We start from the raw sequence: 15721 nt of genomic DNA on the forward strand, positions 1-15721 counted from the left end.
TCAGCGACCCCTTAGAGCTTCATCAGGCTGGCGTCGTCGACCGAGGCCGAGTGGCGGGAACGGAACAGCGACACGATGATCGCGAGCCCGACCACGACCTCCGCCGCGGCGACGACCATCGTGAAGAACGCGATGATCTGGCCGTCGAGGTTGCCGTGCATCCGGGCGAAGGCGACGAACGCGAGGTTGCAGGCGTTGAGCATCAGCTCGATGCACATGAACAGCACGATCGCGTTCCGCCGGATCAGCACGCCGGTCGCGCCGATCGTGAACAGCAGGGCGGCGAGATAGAGGTAGTTGACGGGGTTCACTTCGACGCCTCCTCGGCCCGCTTGAACGTCGGCGGCTCGATCGCGTTCCGCTCCAGCCGCTCCTCCGCGCGCTGTTCGAGGGCCCGCAGGTCGTTGAGCGCTTCGGTGGACACGTCCCGGATCTGGCCACGCTCGCGCAGCGTCTTGCTGACCGTCAGGTCGGACGGGGTGCCGTCGGGCAGCAGGCCCGCGATGTCCACGGCGTTGTGTCGCGCGTACACACCGGGTGCCGGCAGCGGCGGTACGTACTTCCCCTCACGCACGCGCTGCTCGGACAGCTCGCGCTGGGTCTTGGCGCGCTCGGTGCGCTCGCGGTGGGTGAGCACCATGGCACCGACGGCGGCCGTGATCAGCAGGACGCCGGTGAGTTCGAACGCGAAGACGTACTTGGTGAAGATGAGGGCCGCGAGGCCCTCCACATTGCCGCTCGCGTTGGCCTGGCCGAGGCCGTTGAACTCCGTCAGGGACGCGTTGCCGATGCCCCCGACGAGCAGGATGCCGAAGCCGAGGCCACAGAGCAGGGCCAGCCAGCGCTGGCCCTTGATGGTCTCTTTCAGGGAGTCCGCCGCGGTGACACCGACCAGCATCACCACGAACAGGAACAGCATCATGATCGCGCCGGTGTAGACGATGATCTGTACGACGCCCAGGAAGTAGGCGCCGTTGGCGAGGTAGAACACCGCCAGGACGATCATGGTGCCGGCCAGGCAGAGCGCGCTGTGCACGGCCTTCTTCATGAAGACGGTGCACAGGGCGCCGATCACCGCGACCGTACCGAGGATCCAGAACTGGACGGCCTCTCCGGTGGAGGTGGTGTAGGCGGCGAGCTGTGTGGTCATCGGCCGATCACCTTCTCCGAGGCGGGCTCGCCCTCACCGAAGGTCGAGGCCGCCTCCTGGGGCGTCTCCCCCTCGGAGAGGGCGACCTGACGCACCGTGCCGGGCGCCGCCTCCGTCACCAGGCCCCGGTAGTAGTCCTGTTCGTCCATCCCCGGGTAGATGGCGTGCGGCGTGTCGACCATGCCTTCTTCGAGGCCGGCCAGCAGCTGCTCCTTGGTGTAGATGAGGTTGGCGCGGCTGGAGTCGGCGAGCTCGAAGTCGTTCGTCATGGTCAACGCGCGCGTGGGGCACGCCTCGATGCACAGGCCGCACAGGATGCAGCGGGCGTAGTTGATCTGGTAGACGCGCCCGTACCGCTCGCCCGGCGAGTAGCGCTCCTCGTCGGTGTTGTCCGCGCCCTCCACGTAGATGGCGTCGGCGGGGCAGGCCCAGGCGCACAGCTCGCAGCCGACGCACTTCTCCAGGCCGTCCGGATGGCGGTTGAGCTGGTGCCGTCCGTGGAACCGGGGGGCTGTGGTCTTCTGCTGCTCCGGGTACTGCTCGGTCAGCCGCTTCTTGAACATGGCCTTGAAGGTCACGCCGAAGCCGGCCACGGGGTTCTGGAAACCGGGCTTGGTCTCCTTGGGCTCCTCAGCCATCGGACGCCTCCTTTCCATCCGTAGATCCACCCAGAGATCCATCACTCTGAGTATCGGGCCCACCACTGACAATCAGCTCCCGCTCGCGGCGCGAGCGGCGCCGCGGCACCGGTGGCAGCTGCTGTCCGGGCAGCGGCGGCACGGGGAACCCACCGGCCATGGGGTCGAAGGCGGGCTGCTGGGCGGGGGGTTCGGGCGCGGCTTTGACGCGCTCGCGGAAGAAGTCCACGACGAACGAGAGCAGCAGCAAGGCCAGGACACCGCCGCCGACGTAGAGGGCGATGTCGGCGAAGGCGTAGCCCTCGTTCCGCAAGACCCGCACGGTCGCGACGAGCATCAGCCAGACCACGGCGACCGGGATGAGGACCTTCCAGCCGAGCTTCATCAGCTGGTCGTAGCGGACCCGCGGGAGCGTGCCGCGCAGCCAGATGAAGAAGAACAGCAGCAGCTGCACCTTGACGACGAACCAGAGCATCGGCCACCAGCCGTGGTTCGCGCCCTCCCAGAAGGTGCTGACCGGCCAGGGCGCCCGCCAGCCGCCCAGGAAGAGCGTCACGGACACGGCCGAGACGGTCACCATGTTGATGTACTCGGCGAGCATGAACATCGCGAACTTGATCGACGAGTACTCGGTGTTGAAGCCGCCGACCAGGTCGCCCTCGGACTCCGGCATGTCCAACGGGGCACGGTTGACCTCGCCGACCATCGTCACGATGTAGACCAGGAACGAGACCGGCAGCAGGATCACGAACCAGCGGTCCGCCTGCGCATCGACGATCGCCGACGTCGACATCGAGCCCGAGTAGAGGAACACCGAGGCGAACGCGGCGCCCATGGCGATCTCGTACGAGATCATCTGCGCGCAGGCGCGCAGACCGCCCAGCAGCGGATAGGTGGATCCGGAACTCCAACCCGCCAGCACGATGCCGTAGATGCCGACCGAGGCGACCGCGAGGATGTACAGCATCGCGATGGGCAGATCGGTCAGCTGCATCGTGGTGCGCTGGCCGAAGATCGAGATCTCGTTGCCGGCCGGCCCGAAGGGGATCACCGCGATCGCCATGAAGGCCGGGATGGCCGCGACGATCGGCGCGAGGACGTAGACCACCTTGTCCGCGCGCTTGACGACGACGTCTTCCTTGAGCATCAGCTTGATGCCGTCGGCGAGCGACTGGAGCATGCCCCAGGGGCCGTGCCGGTTGGGGCCGATGCGCAGCTGCATCCAGGCGACGACCTTGCGCTCCCAGACGATGGAGAACAGCACGGTCACCATCAGGAAGGCGAAGCAGAAGACCGCCTTGATGGCGATCAGCCACCACGGGTCGCGGCCGAACATGGAGAGGTCTTCAGCGGCGAGGTACGGGCTCATGCCTCCACCTCCTCGGGGGCCTCACCGGCGAGCGTCGCCGGGCCGATGCGGACGAGGGAGCCGGGCAGCGCCCCGGTGCCGGAGGCGACGCCCCCGCCGACGGAGTTCAGCGGCAGCCAGACCACACGGTCGGGCATCTCGGTGATCCGAAGCGGCAGTTGGACGCTTCCGGCGGGTCCGGTCACGGCGAGCAGGTCGCCCTCCTTGACTCCCGCCTCGGCGGCCGTGGCGGGCGACACACGCGCGCGTGCGGCGTGCCGTGTCCCGGCGAGCGCCTCGTCGCCCTCCTGGAGCAGCCCCTGGTCGAGCAGCAGCCGGTGCCCGGCGAGCACGGCCTCCCCGGCGGCCGGCCGCGGCAGCGCGCCCGCGCTCTCCAGCGGCTCGGTGGCCCGCGGCCCGTCCCAGGCGCCGAGCCGGTCCAGCTCCGCGCGCGTGGTCCGCAGATCCGGCAGGCCCAGGTGTACGTCCATGGCGTCGGCCAGCATCTGCAGTACGCGCGCGTCGGTGGGCGACAGTGTGCGGGCGATCTGGTCGGGCTTGAGCGCGGCCTCGAAGAAGCGGACCCGGCCCTCCCAGTTGAGGAAGGCGCCCGCCTTCTCGGCGACCGCGGCGACCGGCAGGACCACGTCCGCGAGTTCCGTGACCTCGCTGGGCCGCTGTTCGAGCGACACCAGGAAACCCACCTCGCCGAGCGCCTCACGCGCGCGTGCCGGGTCGGGCAGGTCGGCGACCTCCACACCGGCCACCAGCAGCGCCTGCAGCTCACCGGTCGCGGCGGCCTCGACGATCTGGCCGGTGTCACGGCCGTAGCGGACCGGCAGCTCGGCGACGCCCCAAACAGCCGCGACCTCGTTCCGCGCGCGCGGGTCGGTCGCCGGACGCCCGCCCGGCAGCAGCGACGGCAGCGCACCCGCCTCGATCGCGCCGCGCTCCCCGGCCCGCCGCGGGACCCACACCAGCCGCGCGCCGGTCGCGGACGCGGCCCGTACGGCGGCGGTGAGGCCACCGGACACGCCGGCCAACCGCTCGCCCACGACGATCACCGCGCCCTCGCCGCGCAGCGCCTCGGCGGCCAGCGCACCGTCGTCCTCCAGGCCGACGCCGCTCGCGAGCGCGTCCAGCCATTCGGTCTCGGTGCCGGGAGCGGCGGGCAGCAGCGTGCCGCCGGCCTTCTCCAGGCCGCGTGTGCTGTGCGTGGCCAGCGAGAACACCCTCTGCTCATGCCTGCGCCAGGCCTTGCGCAGCCGGAGGAAGACGCCGGGCGCCTCCTCCTCCGACTCGAACCCGACCAGCAGGACGGCGGGCGCCTTCTCCAGGGACGTGTACGTGACGCCCGTACCGTCGAGGTCGCGGCCGCGGCCGGCGACCCGCGCGGCGAGGAAGTCGGCCTCCTCGCCGCTGTGCACGCGCGCGCGGAAGTCGATGTCGTTGGTGTCGAGCGCCACGCGCGCGAACTTGCTGTACGCGTAGGCGTCCTCGATGGTGAGCCGACCGCCGGTCAGAACGCCGGTGCGGCCGCGCGAGGCGAGCAGCCCCTGGGCGGCGATCTGCAACGCCTCGGGCCAGGAGGCGGGCTCCAGCTCTCCCTCGGCGTTCCGCAGCAGCGGTGTCTGAAGGCGGTCCTTCAGCTGCGCGTACCGGAACGCGAAGCGCCCCTTGTCGCAGATCCACTCCTCGTTGACCTCGGGGTCGTTCGCCGCGAGCCGCCGCATGACCTTGCCGCGCCGGTGGTCGGTGCGCATGGCGCAGCCGCCGGAGCAGTGCTCGCACACGCTCGGCGAGGAGACCAGGTCGAACGGGCGGGAGCGGAAGCGGTACGCCGCCGAGGTGAGCGCGCCGACGGGGCAGATCTGGATCGTGTTCCCGGAGAAGTACGACTCGAAGGGTTCGCCCTCACCGGTGCCCACCTGCTGAAGCGCGCCCCGCTCCAGCAGCTCGATCATCGGGTCGCCCGCGATCTGGTTGGAGAACCGGGTGCAGCGCGCGCACAGCACACACCGTTCACGGTCCAGCAGCACCTGCGTGGAGATCGGGACCGGCTTCTCGAAGGTCCGCTTCCTGCCCTCGAACCGGGAGTCGGCGTTGCCGTGGGACATCGCCTGGTTCTGCAGCGGGCACTCGCCGCCCTTGTCGCAGACCGGGCAGTCCAGCGGGTGGTTGATGAGCAGCAGCTCCATCACACCGTGCTGTGCCTTCTCGGCGACCGGCGAGGTCAGCTGGGTCTTCACCACCATCCCGTCGGTGCAGGTGATGGTGCAGGACGCCATCGGCTTGCGCTGTCCCTCGACCTCGACGATGCACTGGCGGCAGGCACCGGCCGGGTCGAGGAGGGGATGGTCGCAGAACCGCGGGATCTCGATGCCGAGTTGCTCGGCGGCCCGGATGACCAGGGTGCCCTTGGGCACGCTGATCTCGACGCCGTCGATCGTCAGCGTGACGAGGTCTTCCGGCGGAACTGCCGCCTCTCCTCCACCGGAGGGAGCGCTCGTGGTCACCGTCATGCGTTCACCTCCGTACGGTCGGCCCAGGCCGTCGATTTGGCCGGGTCGAAGGGGCAGCCACGGCCCGTGATGTGCTCCTCGTACTCCTCACGGAAGTACTTCAGCGAGGAGAAGATCGGCGAGGCGGCACCGTCGCCGAGGGCGCAGAAGGACTTGCCGTTGATGTTGTCGGCGATGTCGTTCAGCTTGTCCAGGTCGCTCATCACGCCCTTGCCTGCCTCGATGTCGCGCAACAACTGCACCAGCCAGTACGTCCCTTCGCGGCACGGCGTGCACTTGCCGCAGGACTCGTGGGCGTAGAACTCCGTCCAGCGGGTGACGGCGCGCACGACGCAGGTCGTCTCGTCGAAGCACTGCAGGGCTTTGGTGCCGAGCATGGAACCCGCGGCGCCCACTCCTTCGTAATCAAGAGGGACGTCGAGGTGCTCGTCGGTGAGCAACGGCGTCGAGGAGCCGCCCGGCGTCCAGAACTTCAGCCGGTGGCCGGGCCGCATCCCGCCGCTCATGTCGAGGAGCTGGCGCAGGGTGATGCCGAGCGGCGCCTCGTACTGGCCGGGGCTCGCGACGTGACCGCTGAGCGAGTAGAGCGTGAAGCCGGGGGACTTCTCGCTGCCCATCGACCTGAACCATTCCTTGCCGTTGTTCAGAATGGCGGGAACCGAGGCGATCGACTCGACGTTGTTCACAACAGTCGGGCACGCGTAGAGGCCCGCGACAGCAGGGAAGGGGGGACGGAGCCGCGGTTGACCCCGGCGGCCTTCGAGCGAGTCGAGCAGTGCAGTTTCCTCACCACAGATGTACGCGCCCGCGCCGGCGTGCACCGTAATGTCGAGGTCGAGCCCACTGCCCAGGATGTTCTTGCCGAGGTAGCCCGCCGCATAGGCCTCAGCGACGGCTGAGTGCAACCGCCGCAGCACGGGGACGACTTCACCACGCAGATAGATGAAGGCATGCGACGACCTGATGGCATAGCACGCGATGATCATGCCCTCGATGAGGCTGTGCGGGTTCGCGAAGAGGAGCGGGATGTCCTTGCAGGTTCCGGGCTCCGATTCGTCGGCGTTGACAACTAGATAGTGCGGTTTTCCATCACCCTGGGGAATGAACTGCCATTTCATTCCCGTCGGGAAGCCGGCACCGCCCCGGCCACGCAGCCCGGAGTCCTTGACGTACGCGATCACGTCGTCGGGCGACATGGCGAGCGCCTTGCGGAGCCCCTCGTATCCCTCGTGCCGTCGGTAGACGTCCAGCGTCCAGGAACCGTCCTCGTCCCAGAAGGCCGACAGCACCGGTGCGAGCAGCTTCTCGGGGCTGGGGTCCTTCAGCTCGGCTGCCAACGTCATCACTCCCCCTCCTCGGCGATAGGCCCTGCCGGGTGGGCGGGGTCGGATGCCGATGTTTTCTGCGGCGCGTCGTGCGAGCTGAGGTGCTCCGCCGGTGACGGCTCGTGGACGGCCGCGTCCTGCGGCTCGTCGTGCGGGCCGCCCTCCCGCGGGTGGACCACGCGCGCGGGTGCGGTCTCTCCCCTGGCCAGGCGGAGACCCACCAGCGACGCCGGTCCCGCGCTGCCCGTGGCCTCGACGGCCCCGGTCCGCTCGTCGGGGAAGCCCGCCAGAATCCGGGCGGTCTCCTTGAACGTGCACAGCGGCGCCCCGCGGGTCGGCTCGACCCGTGCTCCCGCGCGCAGGTCGTCGACCAGCCGCGTGGCGGTCTGAACGGTCTGGTTGTCGAAGAACTCCCAGTTGACCATCACGACCGGCGCGAAATCGCAGGCCGCGTTGCACTCGATGTGCTCCAGGGTGATCCTGCCGTCGTCGGTGGTCTCGCCGTTGCCGACGCCGAGGTGCTCCTGAAGCGCCTCGAAGATCGCGTCACCGCCCATCACCGCGCACAGGGTGTTGGTGCACACGCCCACCTGGTAGTCACCGCTCGGCTTGCGCCGGTACATGGTGTAGAAGGTGGCGACCGCGGTGACCTCGGCCGTGGTCAGGTCCAGCATGTCCGCGCAGAACCGCATCCCGGTGCGCGAGACATGGCCCTCCTCCGCCTGCACGAGATGCAGCAGCGGCAGCAGGGCGGACCGGGAGTCCGGGTAGCGGGCGATGATCTCGCGCGCGTCCCGCTCCAGCCGGGCTCGAACGTCGTCCGGGTAGTCGGGCGCGGGCAGCTCCGGCATGCCCAGGCTGACGCCCCGCTCCGAAGAAGAGGTGGTCACCGGTCGACGCCTCCCATCACGGGGTCGATGGACGCGACGGCGACGATGACGTCGGCGACCTGGCCGCCCTCGCACATCGCCGCCATGGCTTGCAGGTTGGTGAAGGACGGGTCGCGGAAGTGGACCCGGTAGGGGCGGGTGCCGCCGTCGGAGACGGCGTGCACTCCGAGTTCGCCCTTGGGTGACTCGACCGCCGCGTACGCCTGTCCCGGCGGGACGCGGAAGCCCTCGGTCACCAGCTTGAAGTGGTGGATCAGGGCCTCCATGGAGGTACCCATGATCTTCTTGATGTGGTCCAGGGAGTTGCCCAGTCCGTCCGGTCCCAGGGCGAGCTGGGCGGGCCAGGCGATCTTCTTGTCGGCGACCATGACCGGGCCGGGCTGCAGCCGGTCCAGGCACTGCTCGACGATCCTGAGCGACTGGCGCATCTCCTCCAGGCGGATCAGGAAACGGCCGTAGGCATCGCAGGTGTCGGCGGTCGGGATGTCGAAGTCGTAGGTCTCGTAGCCGCAGTACGGCTGAGTCTTGCGCAGGTCGTGCGGCAGGCCGGCGGCGCGCAGGATCGGGCCGGTGGCGCCGAGGGCCATGCAGCCGGCCAGGTCGAGATAGCCGATGTCCTGCATGCGGGCCTTGAAGATGGGGTTCCCGGTGGCGAGCTTGTCGTACTCGGGGAGGTTCTTCTTCATCTTCTTGACGAACTCGCGGATCTGGTCCACCGCGCCGGGTGGCAGATCCTGGGCGAGTCCGCCGGGGCGGATGTACGCGTGGTTCATCCGCAGGCCCGTGATGAGCTCGTAGATGTCGAGAATCAATTCACGATCACGGAATCCGTAGATCATGACCGTGGTGGCGCCGAGTTCCATACCGCCGGTGGCGATGCACACCAGGTGCGACGACAGCCGGTTCAGCTCCATCAGGAGCACCCGGATGATCGTGGCCCGGTCGGGGATCTCGTCCTCGATGCCGAGGAGCTTTTCGACGGCGAGGCAGTAGCCGGTCTCGTTGAAGAAGGACGTCAGGTAATCCATGCGCGTGACGAAGGTGGTGCCCTGCGTCCACGTGCGGAATTCCAGGTTCTTCTCGATGCCGGTGTGCAGATAGCCGATGCCGCAGCGGGCCTCGGTGACCGTCTCGCCCTCGATCTCCAGGATCAGCCGGAGCACGCCGTGGGTGGAGGGGTGCTGGGGGCCCATGTTGACCACGATGCGCTCGTCGTCGGCGCGGGCCGCGGACTGGACGACCTCGTCCCAGTCGCCACCGGTGACCGTGTAGACGGTGCCCTCGGTGGTCTCGCGCGGAGTTGCGTGCTGTGTGCTCATGAGTACGACCTCCGCTGGTCCGGAGCCGGGATCTGGGCGCCCTTGTACTCGACGGGGATGCCGCCGAGGGGGTAGTCCTTGCGCTGCGGGTAGCCCTGCCAGTCGTCCGGCATCATGATCCGCGTCAGGGCCGGGTGACCGTCGAAGACGATGCCGAAGAAGTCGTAGGTCTCGCGCTCGTGCCAGTCGTTGGTCGGATAGACGGCGACCAGCGACGGGATGTGCGGGTCGCTGTCCGGGGCGCTGACTTCCAGGCGGATCAGCCGGTTGTGGGTGATCGAGCGCAGGTGGTAGACGGCGTGCAGCTCGCGGCCCTTGTCGTTCAGGTAGTGGACGCCGCTGACGCCGGTGCACAGCTCGAAGCGCAGGGCCGGGTCGTCGCGCAGGGTGCGGGCGACGCGGACCAGGTGCTCGCGTTCGATGTGGAAGGTGATCTCACCGCGGTCGACGACCGTCTTCTCGATGGCGTTCTCGGGGAGCAGACCCTGTTCCTCCAGGGCGCCCTCCAGCTCGTCGGCGACCTCGTCGAACCAGCCGCCGTAGGGGCGGGTGGCCGGTCCCGGGAGCCGGACGGAGCGGACCAGGCCGCCGTAGCCGGAGGTGTCGCCACCGTTGTTGGCGCCGAACATGCCGCGCTGGACGCGGATCTCCTCACCGCCCTCGCCGCGCTGCCCCGGGAGGTTCGAGGCGCTGAGGTCCTTTTCGGGGTTGACCCCGTTGCCGCCTGCGTCGCTCATCGCAGCAGCCCCTTCATCTCGATCGTCGGCAGGGCCTTGAGCGCCGCTTCCTCCGCCTCCCGGGCCGCCTCCTCGGCGTTCACGCCGAGCTTGGAGGTCTGGATCTTGTGGTGAAGCTTGAGGATGGCGTCCAGCAGCATCTCCGGCCGGGGCGGACAGCCGGGGAGATAGATGTCGACCGGAACGACGTGGTCGACGCCCTGGACGATGGCGTAGTTGTTGAACATGCCACCGGAGGACGCGCACACCCCCATGGAGATCACCCACTTGGGGTTCGGCATCTGGTCGTAGACCTGCCGCAGCACCGGCGCCATCTTCTGGCTCACCCGGCCGGCCACGATCATCAGGTCCGCCTGGCGGGGTGACCCGCGGAAGACCTCCATGCCGAACCGGGCCATGTCGTAGCGGCCGGCGCCGGTGGTCATCATCTCGATGGCACAGCAGGCGAGGCCGAACGTGGCGGGGAAGACGGACGCCTTGCGCACCCAGCCCGCGGCCTGCTCGACGGTGGTCAGCAGGAATCCGCTCGGCAGCTTTTCTTCGAGTCCCATGACTAAAGGCCCCTCAGTCCCATTCCAGGCCGCCGCGCCGCCACACGTAGGCGTAGGCGACGAAGACGGTGAGCACGAAGAGCAGCATCTCCACGAGCCCGAACACACCCAGGGCGTCGAAGGTGACGGCCCACGGGTAGAGGAAGACGATCTCGATGTCGAAGACGATGAAGAGCATCGCCGTCAGGTAGTACTTGATGGGGAAGCGCCCGCCGCCGGCCGGCGTGGGGGTCGGCTCGATACCGCACTCGTAGGCCTCGAGCTTGGCGCGGTTGTACCGCTTCGGACCGATCAGCGTGGCCATGACCACGGAGAAGATCGCAAAGCCTGCCCCGAGGGCTCCCAGTACGAGGATGGGCGCATACGCGTTCACCGCTCCTCGCTCCTCTCAGTCGGCACTGACTGCTGGCGGGTTGCACTGAGCTCACTTCCTGCTCATCAGCCCCACGAGCCCCGCTGGCCCCGGCGAAGATCGAGAACATGTGAAGCAGGTCACAAGCCCAACTGCCTCGCATCTTATGCCCGCCGCTCTGTGATCTGCGACACGGGGTATTGCACAAGCTTTGTGATCTCCACCACCTGATGAACGATCATGAAGTCGGATGATCGGCGATCTTCGCACGTGAAGCGCTCAAGTGATCACCAGAGGTGACATTTTCGCTCGTCAGTGCAGCTCGCAAGGGGCGTCTCAATATCAAGAGAGTTCCCTTGCATGCAAATTGGAGTTGGACGACACGGCCTGATAGGGGATCTCGTTCACACATCAGGGGGAGGTGGCGGCGAGGTGTGGACGCGTGCACGCGTTCACGAGCTCGACGGCGCCGACTCCGCGCGCCGGACGCGACCGGACGCGACCGGACGCGACGGCCGGACGCTCCGGCTCCGGTAACCGTTCCGTGACCTCCGCCACATTCACGAGAGGCCTCCAAGAAGCGGGGTTGGCCAACGGTCCCAACCAGTGGTAAGCGGGGGGCAATTCGGACGTAACGAAGAAAGCCCATGATCACAGGCTTGATGACTGGCGTCCGCAATGTCCGTTACGGCGGCAATAAAGGGCGACGCGCCGAGGATTCGGTGCATCGATTGAACAACTGTGGCGGACCACACGTTTCTTGAAGGTATGGAGGAGCCCCTGATACCGGTTGTTCCCATGTCCCACACCGCTCACATACGTAGCCACCGGAAACCCCGCCAGCCCAGCACGTCGAAGATGGCGATGCGGGCCGGAGTTGCCGGTGGCATCCTCAGCACCGTGGCAGTGGCCGGCGCGTCGGCCTCGGCGAACGCTGCCGAGCCGGTGACGCAGACGATCGAACTGCCCACCCTCACGGCCGACCTGTCCGCTCAGGTCGCCCGGTCGGCGGACGCCACGCAGTTGGCCGCCGCGAACTACGAGCTGCAGGCAGAGCGCGACGCGGCCGCCGCCCAGGCCGCCAAGGAGGCCAAGGCCGACCTGGCCGAGGCCAAGAAGAAGGCGGAGGCCCGGAAGAAGGCCGCCGAGGAGGCGCGCAAGGCCGCCGCGGAGCGTGCCGCGCGCGACGCCGAGCGGGAGACCCTGTCCGCGTCCGTGGGCACCGGCACAAGCGTGACGACACCGGTCGGCGGCAGCGTGGGGACGGTCATCTCCTTCCTCAAGGCACAGTTGGGCGACGCCTACGTCATGGGCGCCACCGGTCCCAACGCGTGGGACTGCTCCAGCCTCGTCCAGGCCGCGTTCCGGCAGGTCGGCGTGGACCTTCCGCGCGTGTCGCAGGACCAGTCGATGGTCGGCACGGAGGTCTCCCTGTCCAACCTCCAGGTGGGCGACATCCTGTACTGGGGCGGCAAGGGCTCCGCGTACCACACGGGCGTGTACATCGGAAACGGCCAGTACCTGGACGCGGCCAACCCCTCCAAGGGCGTCGTCATCCAGGACCTCTCCGGCTACCCGGCGTCGGGTGCGGTGCGCGTGCTCTGAGCCGTATCGATCACATACACCGACATACGTGACGGGTGCCGCTCTTCGCGAACGGCACCCGTCGGCGTGGGAATGAGGAGGGGCTGTCAGGCGGTGGTGCCGCCGTGCTGCCCGGCGCGGCGGCGCAGGAACAGCACCAGGCCCGCTCCCAGGCCGAGCGCGAGGATCGCGCCCCCGGCGATCAGCGTCACGCCACCGGCACCCGTGAGCGCCAGACCGCCGTCGGTGCCGGCTCCCGAGTCGCCGCCGGAGGTGTCACCTCCCGTGGTGCCACCGGAGCCGGAACCGCCGTCCGTGCCGGAGGACGAGGAACCGCCGCCGGACGTGCCGCCGTTCGACGTGCCGCCGTCGGACGAGCCGGTGCCACCGTCCGTGGACCCCTCGTCGCCGGGGGCGTTGAGGACGATCCAGGCGGTGTCGTTGGACTTGTCGGATTCGGACGGGTTGTCCCAGTCGGGCAGCGCCACCTTCGCCTTGGCGTTCTCCACGACCCGGTCGATGCGCAGCCCGAACGGGAAGCTCAGCTCCGCGTCCTCCAGCAGCGGGGTGTCCACCCAGCAGAGGTAACCCCTGGTGCCCTCGGCGATGTCGGTCTCGCGGCAGGCCTCCGGGGCCTTGGTGACCGTCGCCCCCTCGGGGACCTCCACCGTGAAGCCGATCGGCTCACCGCCCGAGCGCAGGGCGCTGATCCAGGCGGGGCCGTTGTTGCGGAAGCCGAGGTCCGCCGTGACGGTGTCACCCGCGGTGCCCTTGAGCGACGCGCCGGTCAGCTCCAGGTCGTAGGTGTTCGTCGCGGGCAGGTCCAGCTCGGCGTAGCGGGAGTAGTCCGCCGGGTCGGCGCCGGGGACCTCCTTCAGCTTCAGGTCCGGGCCGCTGCCCGGCCGATAGTCCTTGGCCTCGCGCAGGCTCTTCGCCTCGGCCGGGCTGACCGCGCTGAAGGAGTAGGTGAAGACGTCGTACAGGGCGAAGTCGGCGGTCTTCACGTTCAGCGGCTCGGTCAGCGCGTACGCGGTGCCGGCCTTGATGGTGTCGGGGAAGGTGCAGATCGCGTCCGTGCCCTGGTGCAGCAGCGGTCCGGTGGTCACCTCGGTGTAGGTACAGTTGCCGTACGAGTCGGGGAAGGACAGCCCGCGGGAGCCGTGGAAGCGCAGTACCGCGCCTTCGGAGTCCATGGCGCCCTTGTTGTGCAGGCCCACGGGCGCCGCGTAGGTGTCGCCCGCCTTGAGGCCGGCGGGCAGCGACAGCCGGCGGTTCACGAACTCGGAGCCGCCCACCAGTACGTCGATGTCGAGCGGCGTGAACTCCAGCCCTTCGCCCTCGCCGGTGACCTTGACGGTGCCGAAGTCGCCGGCCTGGCTGTCGTCGTTGATGTCGAGCCGGATGCCACCGAGGCGGTTGTACGTCTCGCCGGCGTACAGCTCGTAGCCGCTGCAGACCGCGACGAGGCCGTCGGCGTCACAGGGCAGTTTCACCGAGGCGACGCCGGCGAGTTCGGAGGCGTCGATACGGATCGTGTAGTCGCCGGTGAACACGGGCGGGATGACGCCGTCGCCGTCGAACTCCTCACCCGGGACGTTCAGCCGCAGGTCGACCTGCGGCTCCGTGTCGTCCCCGTTGCCGGAGTTCAGCGACAGGTCGACCCGGTCCTCGCCGGTGATCGTCACGGGCAGCGGTGCGGGCGCGGCCTGGGCGGTTCCCACGAGGCCGACGGCGGCCAGACCCGTGGCGGCCAGCAGGCCCACGGATCTGAACAGCCGCGTCGGCCGCGCTGACTTGAGTGTCATCGGGTGCTCTCTCGTCGATCGGGGTGTGCCCGGGCGGGCACACCCCCTTCGACCTGAGCCGGAGCCGGTCCGTTGTCCACAGGCACATCACAGCGGGATCACATTCCCGCATACCCCACCAACATCGAACACCCGTGGACCCCGATGGTCCTCAATACCCGCAGGGAACCCGCGGATCACGCCTTCGGGGCCACCTTCGACAGCCCGTTGATGATGCGGTCCATCGCGTCGCCGCCCGTCGGGTCGGTGAGGTTGGCCAGGAGCTTCAGGGTGAACTTCATCAGCAGGGGGTGCGTCAGCCCGCGCTGCGCCGCGATCTTCATGACCTTCGGGTTGCCGATGAGCTTCACGAAGGCGCGGCCCAGGGTGTAGTAGCCGCCGTAGGTGTCCTTGAGGACACGCGGATAGCGCTGGAGCGCCATCTCCCGCCCCGCGGGAGTCGAGCGCGCGTGCGCCTGGACGATGACGTCGGCGGCGATCTGGCCGGATTCCATGGCGTAGGCGATGCCCTCGCCGTTGAAGGGGTTCACCAGGCCGCCGGCGTCGCCGACCAGCAACAGGCCCCGGGTGTAGTGCGGCTGGCGGTTGAAGGCCATCGGCAGGGCGGCGCCGCGGATCGGTCCGGTCATGTTCTCCGGTGTGTAGCCCCAGTCCTCGGGCATGGACGCGCACCAGGCCTTGAGGACCTCGCGCCAGTCCAGTTCCTTGAAGGAGTCGGAGGTGTTGAGCACGCCGAGGCCGACGTTGGAGGTGCCGTCGCCCATGCCGAAGATCCAGCCGTAGCCCGGCAGCAGCCGGTCCTCGCCGGGACCGCGGCGGTCCCACAGCTCCAGCCAGGACTCCAGGTAGTCGTCGTCGTGGCGCGGGGAGGTGAAGTAGGTCCGCACCGCGACGCCCATCGGACGGTCCTCGCGGCGGTGCAGGCCCATCGCGAGGGACAGGCGGGTGGAGTTGCCGTCGGCGGCCACGACCAGCGGCGCGTGGAAGGTGACCTCACGCTTGTCCCCGGAGTCGCCGAGCTTCGCGTGCACGCCGGTGATGCGGCCCGTGCGGTCGTCCACGATCGGCGCGCTCACATTGCAGCGCTCGTACAGCCGCGCGCCCGCCTTCTGCGCCTGCCGGGCCAGCTGCTCGTCGAAGTCGTCGCGCTTGCGGACCAGTCCGTAGTCGGGGAAGGAGGCGAGATCCGGCCAGTCCAGCTGGAGCCGCACGCCCCCGCCGATGATCCTCAGGCCCTTGTTGCGCAGCCAGCCGGCCTCCTCGGAGATGTCGATGCCCATCGCCACGAGCTGCTTGACGGCGCGCGGGGTGAGCCCGTCGCCGCACACCTTCTCGCGCGGGAACTCGGTCTTCTCCAGGAGCAGTACGTCCAGTCCGGCCTTGGCGAGGTGGTACGCCGTCGTGGCGCCGGCCGGGCCGGCGCCCACGACAATCACATCGGCGGTGTTGTCCGTCAGAGACTCGGCCACGGCGGGATCTCCCCAAGTTCGAAATCTGTGT

The 15721-nt window shown here is 68.9% G+C and carries 14 protein-coding genes; 1 reads left to right on the top strand and 13 read right to left on the bottom strand.

Annotated features, from left to right (window positions below; all coding sequences use genetic code 11):
- Positions 1 to 11: 11 nt before the first annotated feature.
- The 11 genes from nuoK to HJD23_RS16775 are packed head-to-tail and all read right to left on the bottom strand — an operon-like array spanning position 12 to position 10853.
- Positions 12 to 311, bottom strand: coding sequence for an NADH-quinone oxidoreductase subunit NuoK (gene nuoK, locus HJD23_RS16725; RefSeq protein ID WP_171112534.1), 300 nt, complete (start codon positions 309 to 311; stop codon positions 12 to 14).
- Complete coding sequence (locus HJD23_RS16730) at positions 308 to 1150, bottom strand: NADH-quinone oxidoreductase subunit J (protein WP_171112535.1); 843 nt, start codon at positions 1148 to 1150, stop codon at positions 308 to 310. The genes nuoK and HJD23_RS16730 overlap by 4 nt, the downstream gene beginning before the upstream one ends.
- On the bottom strand, positions 1147 to 1788 hold the full coding sequence (nuoI, locus tag HJD23_RS16735; RefSeq protein WP_171112537.1) for an NADH-quinone oxidoreductase subunit NuoI: 642 nt from the start codon (positions 1786 to 1788) through the stop codon (positions 1147 to 1149). The genes HJD23_RS16730 and nuoI overlap by 4 nt, the downstream gene beginning before the upstream one ends.
- Positions 1781 to 3157, bottom strand: a complete 1377-nt coding sequence (gene nuoH, locus HJD23_RS16740) for an NADH-quinone oxidoreductase subunit NuoH (RefSeq protein ID WP_171112539.1) — start codon at positions 3155 to 3157, stop codon at positions 1781 to 1783. Before nuoH ends, nuoI begins: the two co-directional genes overlap by 8 nt.
- Positions 3154 to 5658, bottom strand: coding sequence for an NADH-quinone oxidoreductase subunit G (locus tag HJD23_RS16745; RefSeq protein ID WP_171112541.1), 2505 nt, complete (start codon positions 5656 to 5658; stop codon positions 3154 to 3156). The genes nuoH and HJD23_RS16745 overlap by 4 nt, the downstream gene beginning before the upstream one ends.
- Positions 5655 to 7004 carry an NADH-quinone oxidoreductase subunit NuoF gene (gene nuoF, locus HJD23_RS16750; RefSeq protein ID WP_171112543.1) on the bottom strand — a complete coding sequence of 450 codons (1350 nt, stop codon included), beginning with the start codon at positions 7002 to 7004 and terminating at the stop codon, positions 5655 to 5657. The genes HJD23_RS16745 and nuoF overlap by 4 nt, the downstream gene beginning before the upstream one ends.
- Complete coding sequence (nuoE, locus tag HJD23_RS16755) at positions 7001 to 7873, bottom strand: NADH-quinone oxidoreductase subunit NuoE (protein ID WP_171112545.1); 873 nt, start codon at positions 7871 to 7873, stop codon at positions 7001 to 7003. The genes nuoF and nuoE overlap by 4 nt, the downstream gene beginning before the upstream one ends.
- Entirely contained in the window at positions 7870 to 9192 is a 1323-nt protein-coding gene (locus HJD23_RS16760; protein WP_171112547.1) for an NADH-quinone oxidoreductase subunit D, read from the bottom strand. Before HJD23_RS16760 ends, nuoE begins: the two co-directional genes overlap by 4 nt.
- Entirely contained in the window at positions 9189 to 9929 is a 741-nt protein-coding gene (locus HJD23_RS16765; RefSeq protein WP_171112549.1) for an NADH-quinone oxidoreductase subunit C, read from the bottom strand. Before HJD23_RS16765 ends, HJD23_RS16760 begins: the two co-directional genes overlap by 4 nt.
- Entirely contained in the window at positions 9926 to 10480 is a 555-nt protein-coding gene (locus tag HJD23_RS16770) for an NADH-quinone oxidoreductase subunit B (protein ID WP_171112551.1), read from the bottom strand. Before HJD23_RS16770 ends, HJD23_RS16765 begins: the two co-directional genes overlap by 4 nt.
- Before the next feature lie 13 nt (positions 10481 to 10493).
- Positions 10494 to 10853 carry an NADH-quinone oxidoreductase subunit A gene (locus HJD23_RS16775; protein WP_007383963.1) on the bottom strand — a complete coding sequence of 120 codons (360 nt, stop codon included), beginning with the start codon at positions 10851 to 10853 and terminating at the stop codon, positions 10494 to 10496.
- Positions 10854 to 11600: 747 nt separating this feature from the next.
- Between HJD23_RS16775 and HJD23_RS16780 the strand changes: the two genes are divergently transcribed.
- Positions 11601 to 12437, top strand: coding sequence for a C40 family peptidase (locus HJD23_RS16780; RefSeq protein WP_171112552.1), 837 nt, complete (start codon positions 11601 to 11603; stop codon positions 12435 to 12437).
- A gap of 86 nt (positions 12438 to 12523) precedes the next feature.
- On the opposite strand, the gene HJD23_RS16785 is transcribed toward HJD23_RS16780, so the two are convergent.
- Together HJD23_RS16785 and HJD23_RS16790 are read right to left on the bottom strand one after the other, a co-directional pair.
- On the bottom strand, positions 12524 to 14221 hold the full coding sequence (locus HJD23_RS16785; protein ID WP_171112554.1) for a hypothetical protein: 1698 nt from the start codon (positions 14219 to 14221) through the stop codon (positions 12524 to 12526).
- 176 nt (positions 14222 to 14397) lie between these two features.
- The gene (locus HJD23_RS16790) at positions 14398 to 15690 is read right to left on the bottom strand and encodes a geranylgeranyl reductase family protein (RefSeq protein ID WP_171112556.1); all 1293 of its coding nucleotides are present in this window, start codon (positions 15688 to 15690) and stop codon (positions 14398 to 14400) included.
- Between the last annotated feature and the right edge of the window lie 31 nt (positions 15691 to 15721).

The sequence above is a fragment of the Streptomyces sp. Z423-1 genome, from assembly GCF_013009255.1.
GTDB classification, from domain to species: Bacteria; Actinomycetota; Actinomycetes; order Streptomycetales; family Streptomycetaceae; genus Streptomyces; species Streptomyces gossypiisoli.